The 14379-nt window shown below is 36.0% G+C and carries 14 protein-coding genes and 1 pseudogene; 10 read left to right on the top strand and 5 right to left on the bottom strand.

Annotated features, from left to right (window positions below):
- Both U0839_RS06465 and U0839_RS06460 read left to right on the top strand, forming a co-directional pair.
- A partial coding sequence (locus tag U0839_RS06465; RefSeq protein WP_413550314.1) for an NAD(P)/FAD-dependent oxidoreductase occupies nt 1-1363 on the top strand: 1363 nt, incomplete at its 5' end.
- A 315-nt stretch (nt 1364-1678) separates the two neighbouring features.
- Nucleotides 1679-3154: a SulP family inorganic anion transporter gene (locus U0839_RS06460; RefSeq protein ID WP_370533572.1), complete on the top strand. Its 1476-nt coding sequence runs from the start codon at nt 1679-1681 to the stop codon at nt 3152-3154.
- Between the two features lie 46 nt (nt 3155-3200).
- Here the strand turns inward: U0839_RS06460 and U0839_RS06455 are convergent, their stop codons facing one another.
- Nucleotides 3201-3755: a hypothetical protein gene (locus U0839_RS06455; protein WP_110439249.1), complete on the bottom strand. Its 555-nt coding sequence runs from the start codon at nt 3753-3755 to the stop codon at nt 3201-3203.
- Nucleotides 3756-3944: 189 nt separating this feature from the next.
- On the opposite strand from U0839_RS06455, the gene metX reads away from it, so the two are divergent.
- From metX to U0839_RS06440, 3 genes are all read left to right on the top strand, one after another.
- Nucleotides 3945-5132 (top strand): homoserine O-acetyltransferase MetX, encoded by a 1188-nt coding sequence (metX, locus tag U0839_RS06450; RefSeq protein WP_155564781.1) that lies wholly within the window; start codon nt 3945-3947, stop codon nt 5130-5132.
- Nucleotides 5122-5724, top strand: coding sequence for a methionine biosynthesis protein MetW (gene metW, locus U0839_RS06445; RefSeq protein WP_122122823.1), 603 nt, complete (start codon nt 5122-5124; stop codon nt 5722-5724). The genes metX and metW overlap by 11 nt, the downstream gene beginning before the upstream one ends.
- 265 nt (nt 5725-5989) lie before the next feature.
- Nucleotides 5990-6937 carry a YihY/virulence factor BrkB family protein gene (locus U0839_RS06440; protein WP_110439252.1) on the top strand — a complete coding sequence of 316 codons (948 nt, stop codon included), beginning with the start codon at nt 5990-5992 and terminating at the stop codon, nt 6935-6937.
- Nucleotides 6938-6947: 10 nt separating this feature from the next.
- Here U0839_RS06440 and U0839_RS06435 read toward each other — a convergent pair whose 3' ends face one another.
- Complete coding sequence (locus U0839_RS06435) at nt 6948-7463, bottom strand: septal ring lytic transglycosylase RlpA family protein (protein WP_196424188.1); 516 nt, start codon at nt 7461-7463, stop codon at nt 6948-6950.
- A 326-nt stretch (nt 7464-7789) separates the two neighbouring features.
- On the opposite strand from U0839_RS06435, the gene aroQ reads away from it, so the two are divergent.
- The 3 genes from aroQ to accC are packed head-to-tail and all read left to right on the top strand — an operon-like array spanning nt 7790 to nt 10075.
- A complete protein-coding gene (gene aroQ / locus U0839_RS06430; RefSeq protein WP_110439253.1) occupies nt 7790-8242 on the top strand; it encodes a type II 3-dehydroquinate dehydratase in 453 nt (150 codons plus the stop codon).
- Complete coding sequence (gene accB, locus U0839_RS06425) at nt 8242-8718, top strand: acetyl-CoA carboxylase biotin carboxyl carrier protein (protein WP_110439254.1); 477 nt, start codon at nt 8242-8244, stop codon at nt 8716-8718. Before aroQ ends, accB begins: the two co-directional genes overlap by 1 nt.
- Before the next feature lies 1 nt (nt 8719).
- Nucleotides 8720-10075, top strand: coding sequence for an acetyl-CoA carboxylase biotin carboxylase subunit (gene accC / locus U0839_RS06420; protein WP_413550312.1), 1356 nt, complete (start codon nt 8720-8722; stop codon nt 10073-10075).
- 4 nt (nt 10076-10079) lie between these two features.
- Here accC and U0839_RS06415 read toward each other — a convergent pair whose 3' ends face one another.
- Entirely contained in the window at nt 10080-10640 is a 561-nt protein-coding gene (locus tag U0839_RS06415; protein WP_110439256.1) for an adenine phosphoribosyltransferase, read from the bottom strand.
- An 82-nt stretch (nt 10641-10722) separates the two neighbouring features.
- Nucleotides 10723-11550, bottom strand: coding sequence for an SDR family NAD(P)-dependent oxidoreductase (locus U0839_RS06410; protein WP_110439257.1), 828 nt, complete (start codon nt 11548-11550; stop codon nt 10723-10725).
- A 179-nt stretch (nt 11551-11729) separates the two neighbouring features.
- Here U0839_RS06410 and U0839_RS06405 point away from each other — a divergent pair, with 179 nt between their 5' ends.
- On the top strand, nt 11730-12443 hold the full coding sequence (locus U0839_RS06405; RefSeq protein WP_413550311.1) for an NAD-dependent deacylase: 714 nt from the start codon (nt 11730-11732) through the stop codon (nt 12441-12443).
- Between the two features lie 9 nt (nt 12444-12452).
- Nucleotides 12453-13046: a uracil-DNA glycosylase family protein gene (locus U0839_RS06400; protein WP_155568699.1), complete on the top strand. Its 594-nt coding sequence runs from the start codon at nt 12453-12455 to the stop codon at nt 13044-13046.
- Between the two features lie 71 nt (nt 13047-13117).
- Here the strand turns inward: U0839_RS06400 and U0839_RS06395 are convergent.
- A pseudogene (locus U0839_RS06395) lies at nt 13118-14379 on the bottom strand (hypothetical protein); the annotation flags it as partial.

Genomic DNA, 14379 nt, shown 5'->3' with positions numbered 1-14379 from the left:
AATGCGGTTTATTTATACAAATGATGAACTCTATAAAGAAATGGGAATTAGAAATTTTCCCCAAAAAAATTCCTATCAATTTAAACGTGGCAAACTGGAAAATCATTTTTTTTCATTATTACAAGATAAAATTGATATTTTACAAAATACGCGTTTTCTTGATGTTGAGGATGAGGGGCATTTTAAAAGAATCCACGTAGTTGAATTGAGCAAAGTCCAGAAAATCATTAATTCTCGTTGGATTGTTGATGCATCCGGACGGAAAAAAGTTATTTCCAGGAAGTATAATTTATCAAGCAAAGGTAATTTACCCAATTCTTCAGTCTGGTTTAGAGTCAAGGGGGCTGTTCTGGTAGATGAAATCTATCCGGCAGAAGAAGATAACCCTTTTTATGGCATGGATAGAAGCTACAGTTCCTTACATATTGATGGAAAGGGATATTGGATCTGGGTGCTTCGGCTTTCTGATCATACGACCAGTGTGGGAATATGTTTTAGTGAGAATATTCATCAATTTGACAGTTTATCGGATTTGGAAAAAACCTTTGAATGGTTAAAAACGCATGAAAGGGTTTTTTATGATTATTTGCTGAAGAAACAATTTTCCATCCTTGATTTTAAATATTTGAGAAAATACGCATCTATTGCGCAGCCCTGTATCTCTGAAAATCATTGGGCATTAACAGGGGATGCATGCATTTTTTTGGATCCAGTTTATTCAAGTGGTATAGATTTGATGTGCATTGAAAACACGTTTATAGTTGATGTCCTTGCACAGGAAAAAAATGGTCAAGACATAAAAGAACGTATGGCATTTTATAATTCGGTCATATCAGATCTGGTAGTTGCTTATAGTAACGTATTTGATAAAATGTACGAACAAAAAGATAATTGGTATTATATTTTTGTTAAATATGTTGTTGATTCCGTATTTTATTTTGGATCAATTTGCCCCTGTTTCATGAATAAGGGAATGAGAGATTTTAAAAACGCAAAGATTATATGGGATAAAATTCATAAAATTTATATGGAATATGATAAGGTGAATTCCATACTCAAAACCAAGAAATTTTCTGAAAACAATAGGCAGAATAATTTGGACTTACCAAGATTTATCAATCTTTCTGAAAGTCTATTTGCCAAAATAAACAGTTATTTGACGGAACCTGATAATGACCTGGAGAAATTGATTAATCTGTTACAGGATAATTACCAGGTCATGTGTAAAATATGTGAATATATTTCTTCCGATAGGAATTTATATGATTTGTATATTAGAAGGGATGGACAGCCAGAAATCTTTCATACTTCATGGCGTTATGGTGAATTTTTTCCCAATCCAGAAATGGTGAATAGAAATTAATTATTTTCTGATATAGATATTTATATTTTATTGTTCTGAAAGTGGCATTTTTATAGAAAAAGCGTTTACGTATTGATTCTGTGAATATTTTTAATTATAAATTATTAGTTTTTGTTACTAGATTGATTGATTTTAAAACTAAATTCTTATTGTTTTGTTGAATCGGAATGTTTGTTTTAACGCCGCCCTAAGTTAGCACTGTGTAACTAATTTTATTATTTCTGTTTTTTTAAAAAAAACAGAAACAGGATTGATGCGATCAGTCTGTTATTGATTAATTTTTCAATTTAAAAATATTTATAGGATTATAATATGTTGCTGTCTTGTAATCGACAAGAATGGCTTGGAAATATTCGTGCGGATATTCTATCTGGTATTGTGGTTGCATTGGCCCTGATACCAGAGTCAATTGCTTTTTCCATTATTGCTGGGGTTGATCCGAGTGTAGGACTTTATTCGGCTTTTGCCATTCCTTGTGTCATTTCGTTATTTGGCGGACGTCCTGGAATGATATCCTCATCGACGGGTTCAATGGCTTTACTGATGGGGCCTTTGGTAAAGACTTATGGATTGAGTTATTTACTCGCTGCATCAATTCTTGCAGGTATTTTTCAGATCATTGCCGGATATTTGAAACTTGGTGAATTAATGCGTTTTGTTTCCCATTCTGTCGTGACTGGTTTTGTAAATGCGTTGGCAATTTTGATTTTTATGGCACAGCTTCCGCAATTAGTGCATGTGACATGGCATGTTTACGTGATTGTTGGTGGTGGATTGGCAATTATTTACCTTTTCCCTTATTTAACGAAATTAATACCGTCTCCCTTGATATGTATTATTATAATGACCGCCATTTCAATAGGTTATGGTTTAAATATTCCAACGGTGGGTGATATGGGTAAATTGCCAGGTTCTTTACCAATTTTGGCTATTCCAGATATTCCTTTGGACTTTCATACCCTCATGATCATTTTACCATATTCTGCTGGACTGGCAGCGGTAGGATTACTTGAAACCATGATGACAGCAACGATCGTTGATGAATTCACGGATACTTCAAGTGATAAAAATCGTGAGTGTAAGGGGCAGGGAATTGCCAATATCTGTACTGCTTTTCTGGGCGGTATGGCTGGATGTGCCATGATTGGTCAATCGGTTATTAATATCAAGTCCGGGGGAAGGGGACGATTATCTACCTTGGTGGCTGGTATTTTCTTGCTCATTCTTGTTGTTTTTTTAAAGGAATGGGTGGCCCGGATTCCTATGGCCGCCTTGGTGGCTGTGATGATCATGGTTTCTATTAGTACTTTTTCCTGGCGTTCAATTCTTGATTTAAAAAAATATCCGCTTTCTACCAATATTGTCATGATTCTAACGGTCTGTGTTGTGGTTGGAACAAATAATCTGGCCTATGGAGTATTAACAGGCGTGCTGGTTGCCTCTCTTGTTTTCGCAAGCAAGGTTTCACATTTCATGCTGATTAAATCAGAAAAAAAAGATCAGTCCCGTATTTATAAAGTGAATGGTCATATATTCTTTGTAACGGTTGATCGTTTTATAAATAATTTTGATCTCAAGGAAGAGATTAAGAATGTTACAGTCGATCTAACCCATGCGCATTTTTGGGATGTAAGTTCAGTGATGGCATTGGATAAGGTTGTCATTCATTTTCGCCAACGTGGTATAAAAGTGGAGGTTCAGGGAATGAATGATGCCACGGCGACTATCATTGACCGTTTTGGCATCCATGATAAACCAGAGGAAATTGAAAAGGTTATCGGGAGTTATTAATCAGGATCATTCTTGGCGATATATATAGTTAATGTGTTTATATCGCTTATTTAGGTCTATTTTTTTGATATTTATGAATGGATTTTTTTAATTCATTTAGATTGGGTCCCTGTTGGGTTTCAACATAAGTTGTTTTATTCCATATCCAGATATCTGAACCTTCAACTATCAAATCATGCATCCCCTTGTGGGATGTTTTTTTTATTTCAATATTGCCAGTAACAGAATCGAGTATTTTTACCCAATGATTGTTACGGTTAAGATAGGCTGTGGTGGTACAGCCTCCAGACCCACAAAGACTGGCGGATTGTAACTGGGTAAATAGAACAGTTTGCGGTTTTTTTGTGCTGGAGAGGTTTGCATTGCCAATAAGGATAAGCGGTTTCTCACCATGTTGAACAGCAAAATTAATATCGGTTTTATTCAAGTTATATGCAATTGTTGAAAAATTGTTCGCAGGTTGGGGGGTTAAAACGACTCTTCCTGATTTTGGATTTTGATAATTTCTGTTTTTTTTCGTATGATGGGAAACTGCGTAAGAGGATTGGACAGTAAAAGCAAAGGCACTGATTATACAAAATACAACAAGTTTTTTATTCATAATTATTAAGGCCTTTTTCTAAACAAGAATATTTGATATTAATAGATGAACTTTTAAAAAAACCTAACTTATACAGAGATAACATTTTTAATTTCAAATGATTATATAAGATAGTGCAGTTTATGGCAAAGAGATGATTTTTGGGATGGATTTTCATATTTTATAGTAAAAAGGATACCTGTATTATTTATGGTAACTTCAGGGATTAAACAGGTTGCAGCTGACGAAACACAAAATGAATCTATTCAGAAATTACTTTTTGCTGAAGGACTTGTTTTGGAAAATGGTCAAAAACTAAACCACTTGGAAATTGCATATCAGACTTATGGAAAGTTGTCATCAGCCAAGGATAATGCAATTTTGATTTGTCATGCTTTAACTGGCGATCAGTATGTTACAGGTATTAATCCAATCAGTAAGAAACCTGGTTGGTGGAGCAGAATGGTTGGTCCTGGGCTACCTATTGATACAGACAAATATTTTATAATTTGTAGTAATGTTTTAGGAAGCTGCATGGGAACGACAGGACCACGTTCCATACGAACAGATCATCAGAAAATAGGCTATTGGGGAATAGACTTTCCTGCAATTACCATTGGGGATATGGTCAATGCCCAAAAACTTCTAATCGATCATTTCAAAATTGATCAGTTATTTGCCGTTATCGGTGGTTCAATGGGAGGAATGCAGGCATTGCAATGGGCGGTAAGCTATCCAGATCAAGTTTATGCAGCTATACCAATTGCCACCTCGTCTTTTCATTCGGCACAGAATATTGCATTTAATGAAGTGGGAAGACAGGCCATATTTTCAGACCCCGATTGGCAAAATGGAGATTATTGGCGATATGGTGTTATTCCATCCAGAGGGTTGGCTGTAGCACGTATGATGGCACATATTACCTATTTGTCAGAAGATGCATTAAACCGAAAATTTGGACGGAGATTGCAAGAAACAATGATAGATTCTTCGTCACCAATTTTCGGGGAAATGTTTCAGGTAGAAAGCTATTTGCATTATCAGGGATCGAATTTTGTGAGACGTTTTGATGCAAATTCTTATGTGACAATCTCCCGGGCAATGGATTGGTTTGATTTGTCCCAAGCTTATGATGGGGATCTGGTCAAGGCATTTTCACAGGTTAAATCCAGATTTTGTGTTATCAGTTTTTCTTCTGACTGGCTTTTTCCCACTTCACGGTCAAGAGTGATAGTCAAGGCATTAAATCGTGTTGGAGCCAAGGTTTCTTTTGTTGAAATTGTAAGTGATAAAGGGCATGATGCCTTCTTGTTGGATGAACCGGATCTTGATCATGTAATCAGCGGTTTTCTGGCAGGAATTAAAAGACAGAGGCAATTGGAAAATAATGCGTCTTGATCAATGTTGTATTGTTGACATGATTCAGCAAAATTCAACAATACTGGATATTGGATGTGGTGATGGTACATTAATCGATTATCTGTGCTGTAATCATCAATGTGATGCACGAGGAATAGAGTTGGATATGTCCTGTGTTACCAAGGCGGTAAGTAAAGGCTTATCTGTAATTCAGGGAAACGCAGATTTTGACTTGCAGAATTATCCCACGGATGGTTTTGATTATGTCGTATTATCGAGGACTCTACAGGCGGTTAATCGCCCACGTGAAGTTTTGCAACAAATGTTGCGAATAGGACGGTATGCTATTGTTTCATTTCCAAATTTTGGCCATTGGACTGTAAGAATGCAACTGCTTCTTAAAGGACATATGCCCATGACAAAAGTATGGGGAACCCATTGGTTTGAGACGCCGAATATTCATCCCTGTACCTTAACAGATTTTGTATCACTATGTAAACAAGAGGGATATCATATTAGTCAGTGGATGGCTATTGATGATCATGGCGAGGGGGAAAAGGCCCCCTGGCGACGTTCAATACGTTTGGCCAATTTTTTTGGGGAACAGGCCTTATTTTTGCTGACACGTTGATTAAATGAGACAATCAATGCAACTGTTACATATCTGATATTATATTGATTATATATAAACAAAATTGATATTCATTGGATTAGTTAACAGAGTATTTTAGATTTTTATTTTTATGTCATGAATTGGTTAATAGAATTGACGGGGTTGGATAATATTACTCTATCATTTACATTACATTATGGTTTTGTAGAGTCATATTTCTTATGGGTACGAATAAAATTTTTAGAATAATTTTTTAATATTTGATTGAGGTTTAAAAGAAGTAATGCGAGACTTGGATCGGTCTTCTGAAAGTCATATTTTTGTTGAAAAACATCATTCCCCTTTAAAGATATCATTTCATGGATGGATAAAAATTATAATGGCGACCATTCATACACTAATTGATGGTCCATATATGCTGGTTGCAGCTGGTTGCGCATTTTTTTCTACCTTGTCGCTATTTCCTTCTATAAGTAGCTTGATTTCCATTTATGGGCTGGTTTTTGATCCACAAACGGTTGAGCCACAACTGGAATTTCTACAACATTTTTTCCCCCCGAATGTTTATGTTTTTTTACAGGAAATGATTAACAGTATTGTCGAGCAAACCCATTCCACTTTAACAATACAATTGGTTGTTTCCATTTTGTTCGCTCTTTGGTCTGCATCCATTGGGACAAAGGGTTTGGTTACGGGGCTAAACGTTGCCTATAATACGCATGAGACACGGAGTTTCTTGAAATTTCAGGTTCTATCTGTTGTTTTGACATTCTGCGCTATTTTGGGAACGATTATGACCCTTGCGGTTATTGTTGCTTTACCGGCAATTTTGAATATTTTGCCATATCAATTTCTAAATATTCTTACAGATTACTTTCCTGCTTACAATATGGTGAGAATAAGTAGTAACATTATTGTTTTTCTTTTTGCAACGTGGACTTTTGCTTTATTTTACCGTTTTGGGCCCTGCCGTTCCAACGTGCATTGGCGTTGGACATGTCCAGGCGCTTTTATCGCCACAATTTTATGGTTGTTGGCTGCCTTTTCTTTTTCTTATTACGTTGCCCATTTTGCAAATTTTACAAGTACTTACGGCCCATTGGGAACCGTGGTTGCTGTTATGATGTGGTTTCTGGTTTCCTGCTATGTTGTTCTGGTTGGCGCTCAGTTCAATGCCCAGATAGAAGGATATATCTTAGATAGAAGCGAGGCTTCTAACAAGATACCATAGTCATAGAAAATTATTGGGGAGTTTCAGCAACTTCGATATTATTCAGGGGTTTAATTGTTACATGGGCAGTTCCCCGGCTTAACATGCCAATTTTTGCTGCAGCAGCTTTTGATAGATCAATAATGCGATGTTTTACGAAAGGGCCACGATCGTTAATGGTGACGATGACTGAGTGCCCTGTATCTTCTGATTTAACCAACACTTTGCTTCCCAAAGGAAGGGTAGGATGAGCTGCGGTAAAATTCTGGTTGTTGAATGTTGAGCCAGAGGCTGTTTTACGTCTTTGCGTATGTCGCCCACCGTACCAGCTGGCAATACCGCTTTGAAAAGCTGTTTCATCTGTACTGATGATCATGTCTGCAGGATGTCTATTTTTGTGAAGAGTGTAGGGCATCACTCTTTTCTTTAATTTTCGAATCCGGTGAGAGGTGATCTTATGAGAACCGGAGTTAGCATATACTTGCATGGATTGAACATTTAATCCGATAACAAGTGACAAAGCCAGTAATTTATTTCGACGTTTCATATACCCTGTTTATTATAGCGTTTTTTGATCATAATGATTAAGAAAACCGCCATAATTCCTTTAAGTTAATATAAACCATGTTAAAAGCTAGAGAAAAAAAATGGCAAAAAAATGAAAAGATTTGCTTTTGTAACTTTACGCTAATACAATTGACGCACATATGGCAAATAATTTGTTTAATCTATTGTTTCTGGCTGAAATGATATAAATAGACATAGTTTATCAAAAAATTAAGAGAAAATTTAATTAATTTGTTGACTGTTTATAAGAGAGGCTTTTTAAATTCATATAGTGTTAAACCTGATTAAAGGCATGAATAACTAGTGATGGAATTGCCCCTCGTATATGTTTTGAATGGTCCTAATTTAAATATGTTAGGAATGCGTCAGCCAAATGTGTATGGTCATGCAACCTTGGATGATGTAGAACAAATCTGTATTCAAAATGCAGAACAGCTCGAAATAGCAATTGATTTTCGCCAATCCAATGATGAGGGGGAACTTGTTTCCTGGATTCAGGAGTGTAGGGGAAAAGCAAAGGGAATTATCATTAATGCAGGAGCATATAGTCATACTTCTATAGCAATTTTAGATGCTTTACTGGCAGTTGATTTACCTGTTATAGAGGTACATATATCAAATATTTACCGCCGGGAATCATTTCGGCATCATTCTTATGTTTCTCATGCGGCGACAGGGGTAATCTGTGGATTGGGTATTCAGGGTTATGCCTTGGCCTTGGCTGCGTTGGCAAATCTTATATTGGAAGAGGATAGTTGATGAGCAAAATGCTCGTAGATGTAGAAGTTATTCGTAAATTGGCTGATATTTTAACTGAAACAGGGTTAACAGAAATCGAGGTTTCCGAAAAGGATCAGCATATTCGCGTCGTAAAGAATATTACCGTTAACGCAAGTCCAGTAACAGCTCCCGTTTCCATGGCTCCTGTCATGAATTCCGCGCCTGTGCCTGTAACGGTTAATAATGATGATGCCAAACAGGAAGAAGATCTCTCTAAACATCCTGGCGCGCTGCTAAGTCCAATGATTGGTGTGGCCTATTTAACGCCGGAACCTTCTGCCCCCCCTTTTGTAACTGTTGGACAAGAGGTTCAGTCTGGACAGATCATCATGCTTATTGAAGCGATGAAAACGTTTAATCAAATTCGTGCCCATAAATCAGGAAAATTGACGCGTATGCTTGTTAATTCCGGTGATCCAGTAGAATATGGTGAGGTTCTGGCGGTAATTGAATAAAATGTTTTCAAAGATTTTAATCGCGAATCGTGGAGAAATTGCTCTTCGTATTTTACGGGCATGTCGTGAAATGGGCATTAAAACCGTTGCTGTGCATTCAACTGCGGATACAGATGCAATGCATGTGCGTTTGGCAGATGAAAGCGTATGTATTGGTCCCCCTTCAGTCACAGACAGTTATTTGAATAAGAGGGCAATTTTATCTGCAGCAGCCATCACAGGAGCCGAAGCAATTCATCCTGGTTATGGTTTTCTTTCCGAGAATGCAGATTTTGCCGAACTGGTTGAAGAGCATGGGTTTGTTTTTATTGGTCCTTCTGCCCAGCATATTCGTATGATGGGTGATAAGATCCAGGCCAAAACAACCATGAAGAAATTCAATGTTCCTCTGGTTCCAGGTTCAGATGGGGCCCTGTCAGATCTTGCTACAGCAAAAGAGGTTGCAAATAAGATTGGTTATCCAGTTTTGATCAAGGCTTCTGCTGGGGGTGGAGGTCGCGGCATGAAAGTTGCCTCTACAGAAACAGAGCTGGAAGAGGCGTGGCAGGTTGCAAGGGCTGAAGCAAAAATGGCTTTTGGTAATGACGAAGTTTATATGGAAAAATATTTGGATAAACCTCGTCATATAGAAGTTCAGATTATTGGCGATCAACATGGTAATGTCTTATTTTTGGGTGAGCGGGACTGTTCTTTGCAGAGACGGCATCAAAAAGTGTTGGAAGAAGCTTTGTCTCCTTGTCTAACTGTAAAGGAACGTGATTTTATTGGTAAAGTTGCCACTCATGCCATGCAGCAATTGGGATATAAAAATGCCGGTACGCTTGAATTTCTTTATCAGGATGGACAATTTTGTTTTATTGAGATGAATACGCGTTTACAGGTTGAACATCCTGTTACCGAACTGGTTACCGATGTTGATCTTGTTGCAGAGCAAATTCGTGTGGCTGCAGGAGAAAAATTAAAATTAAGCCAAAAAGACATTCAGTTTAAAGGACATGCAATAGAATGCCGTATTAATGCCGAGGACCCTGAAAATTTTGTACCCAATCCTGGAAAAATCAAAGTTTTTCATTCTCCAGGTGGACTGGGGGTTCGTTTGGATAGCGCTTTATATGTTGGTTATACTATTCCACCATATTATGATAGTATGATTGCCAAATTAATTGCCTATGGACATGACAGGGCAACCGCAATTGCAAGAATGCAAAGAGCATTGGAGGAAATGGTTGTGACAGGTGTAAAAACAACCATTCCATTACAGCAGAAAATATTGGCAGATAAAGAGTTCCAGAAAGGTGACTATACCATTCATTGGCTGGAACATTTTATTGAGAAAAACAAAGCTGAATATAATTGAAGCTTTATTCATTATAAGTGATTGCTGAAAATAAGGGGACGTCAATTTTTTCGCGTCCCTTTAAATTTTTTAGTTCAATTAAGGCAGCTGCTCCGATGATATTGGCACCAGTTTTACGTAAAAGTTTAATAGCGGCCTGCAACGTTCCACCAGTTGCGAGCAAGTCGTCAATAATAACAACGCGCTGTCCGGGCTTGATTGCATCTTCCTGAATATGGATACAATTTTGTCCATATTCCAAATCGTAATCAATTGAAATCGTTTTTCCAGGTAATTTTCCGGGTTTACGAATCATTATCATTCCACAGCCTAATGCTGTTGCAAGGGGTGATGCACTAACAAATCCTCTTGATTCAATTCCGGCAATTAGATCGGGTTGCCAAGCTGCAATTCCATGTGCCATACGTGCAGAAGCAATCTGCCAGGCATCAGCATTGCGTAGAAGTGTGGAGATATCGTAAAATAATATGCCTTCATGAGGATAGTTAGGAATAGTACGAATATATTTTTTTAAATCTATATTGGTGGGCGGTGTGAAATCTGTTTGATTAGGTGCGTTGCTCATTTCTAACAATCATTAATAAATTTAACATAAACCATTCATGTTTTAAAAGGTTCAAATACGTCACGCAATAAATTTATTGATCTTATGAATGTAGGTTATTTTTCTGCCAGTTTTTTTTTCTTTTTTCACAAAACTTTTCCACAAAAGGCATTAATCGTAGGATAAAATATGGTTTTAGCATCAAAAGTTTAGTTTGCAATCCTGACCATTTGGGAATGTAATATTCCAATCCTTTTTTCTTGAGGGCTTTCATAATTGTTTTACAGACAATTTCGGGTTCAAGAGGTGGAGAGCAGAAATTAAGCAAAGACCCTCCATTTTGCATTTCATTATGAAGCATTTGCGTGTCAATGGCGCCAGGAAAAATGGATGAAACATATATTTTCCGGGGACGGAGCTCCATGGCCAACGCCAAGGCAAATCCACGTAAACCATATTTACTGGCAGAATATAATGCGCTGTCTTTTAGGGGGAAAATACCTCCCAATGAATTTATAAAAACAATTGAGCTTTTTTTACGCATAAGCGGAAGTAAGCCCTTGGTTAAAAAAATGGCTCCATTAAGATTTACCTGAAGTTGGTTAAGTATTAATTGATCACTTAAATTTGAAAACGAACCTGGATAAATATTTCCTGCACAATGGATTAAAGCATTAATGTGATGGAATTGCTTTTTAATATCCTCACATAAATATTGTATTTCATTAAGATGAGAAATATCGCAAATACGAATAATGACTTTATCTCCATAATGGAGAGAAATTTGTTCTAATTGCGCAAGATTTCTTGCAATCATAATAATTTTGTAATGTTCTTCTAAAAGGTAAGAAACAAGTTTTTTGCCCAACCCCCCGGTTGCTCCAGTAAGAACAGCGATTTTATTAGATTGTTTAAAAATATTTAAATTCATTTAGATAAATCTCAAACTTAAAAGGTCATTATACTAAGTTATAGAATACTATTTAATTAAGTATAACATAATATTTTAAAATATAAGATATTTAGGTTTATATAGCGTAATTAATCAAACTTGTTTATTTTTACCATAAAATAATTTTATGAATTAAATGTTATAAGAAGTATCGAGCAATGAATAAAATTGTTGTTTTAACTGGAGCCGGGATCAGTCAGGAATCGGGTCTTGATACGTTTCGTGATGCTAATGGCATCTGGGCGAAATATAATATGGAAGAAGTTTGCACTTTGGAAGGATTTAAGAAAAATCCTGAAAAATTACATGAATTTTATAATCAGTTACGTTCGAATTTGCCTAAATATTTACCCAATGCCGCTCATATTGCCTTGGCGAAACTTGAACAGGCTGTCTTGAAAAAAGAAATTGAAGCTGAATTGGTTTTGATAACGCAAAATATTGATGATTTACATGAACGTGCCGGGAGCCGTTTTCTTTATCATATGCATGGAGAATTGTACAAGATAAGATGCACAACATGTGATCGACGTATGGAATGGCATAAGTCATGTTTTCCATATACATCTTGTCCATATTGTCATGCTGTGACATTACGGCCAGATATTGTATGGTTTGGGGAAATGCCTTATTATATGCAAGAAATTGGAAGGGCATTATCAGATTGTAACTTATTTGTCGCCATTGGCACTTCCGGTGTAGTCTATCCGGCTGCTGGGTTTGTAAACGAAGTACAGGGGCGAGTGAAAACAATCGAGTTAAATCTGGAACATTCTATGGGCACATCAAATTTTGATGAATCTTGGCAAGGTTCAGCAACAGAATTGGTTCCCGAATTTGTCAATTATTTATTAAACGCCTATCAGAAATAAGGGAAAAGAATGACTGACTCTTTAAACCGTCTTTTGAAAGAGGTTCGGGCTTGTCATATCTGCAGGGATTTACCTTTGGGTCCAAAACCCATTTTGCAGGTAGGTTCGTCTAAAGTGCGGTTGTTAATCACTGGACAGGCTCCGGGTACACGTGCACATGAAACGGGAATAACGTTTAACGATCCTTCGGGGGATCGTTTGCGTGAATGGATGGGAATTAACCGATCCTTATTTTATAATGATCAATTGATCTCAATTATTCCAATGGGATTTTGTTATCCAGGCAGTTATGAAAGAGGTGGGGACTTACCTCCTCGTAAAGAATGTGCGCCACAATGGAGAGCCAAACTTTTGAAATTATTGCCTGATATTGAATTAACCCTTCTGGTTGGATCTTATGCACAAAATTATGTCTTGGGAAAAGGAAGCCTAACAGAACGAGTTAAGAATTTTCGGGATTATTTACCTAATTTTTTGCCTCTTCCTCATCCTTCATGGCGGACAAGAATTTGGGCAAAAAAGAACCCTTTTTTTGAAACGGAAGTTTTACCAGAGTTGAAAAAAAGGGTCTGCGATATTTTGAGTTTAAACATGAAATCTTAAATAATTATTTAATAACTTATTATATTAAATATAAGGAAACTATATATTGGCTGAAGTTGAAAATAATTATTTTATAGCCAACTTATAATTTTTCCAACATTATGTATATGTATTTTAGATTGTTCTTTTTTGGATAAAAGATTATATGCCAAGATAAAATCTGCATAGGTTATATCTTCACTATTTTGATATAAGTAATTATAAAAACTGTATAGATCATGTACAGAATCAGGTGAAACATTGAAATTAATTTCTAAATCCTTTGATTTCAGTTGAAGGTATTCCCATTCCTTACAAATGTTTTTGTTGACATCTACATCTCCAAAAAAACCTGTATCAGGATTTAACGACATAAATTTTTTAGAATAAGGTGTTTGTAATGAATGGTAAGGTGTATTATCAATTGAGCAAACTGAAAATTGATAGGTTGATGAAAATTTATTTAAAAATTTAATAATGAAAGGAATAGTAGATATGGAATTGCTTTCTTTATAGAAAAGATAAATCAAATTTGGTTTATGATTGTATATAACGCCATATATTGGTATCATGTTTTGTATATTTTCAAAATTAAATAAATATCCTTCACGCATATGTAAAGCTAGATACCGTTCTTTTGTTGAGCAAAGTTTGAAACAATTTGATTGCTTGTTGTTGGATTTTTTCTTGTTAAAAGATCCCGTAATTTCAAATATATAACGATATACACATTCCTGTTTAAGGGTTACTAAGATTTCATTGGCTTTTATGATGAAATCTTTTCTTTCTTCGTGTTGTATATCATTTCTATTGAAATGCTTCCATCGACCTTCTGAATTTATCAAATCTGTATTTAGGCGGTATTGAATTCTAATTATATAATCTTCCATCGATCGGTTAATATAATGGTTGATACATGCATTATCCCATATAACAGTATCACTATCAGCACGTTTGTTTGAAACAGGTAATCCACACGCATTTGCATAATTTTGAGGGATTGTTTTGAAATAATGAGGATTCTCATATTCAAACGAGTAATTTCTAGGCCTTATAAAACATTTTGTTAATAAAGTATCGGAAAAATTTTTATCACAGTGCTTAGTATAAGCTTCATAGGTTGGAATTTTGCTCTTTAAAACTCTATCTGAATTTCCATAAATTCTCCAATTTAAAGAAATACCATTATAGTGTAAGAATCTTTTAAAAAAATCCTGTATAGATAGATCGTGTTCTAGTGATACATATTCATCGGCATCCAAAAATCCAATCCAGTCATATTCTTGATTCAATGCTTTTCGACAAGCGCTTTCAAATGCATTAGCTTGTCGATCATAAAAATAAGGAATACTGA

Origin of the sequence: Commensalibacter sp. A3DC (assembly GCF_047307945.1) — a bacterium.
GTDB classification, from domain to species: Bacteria; Pseudomonadota; Alphaproteobacteria; order Acetobacterales; family Acetobacteraceae; genus Commensalibacter; species Commensalibacter melissae.
Note: the sequence above shows the minus strand (reverse complement) of the source record. Positions and strands in the feature narration are given on the sequence as shown.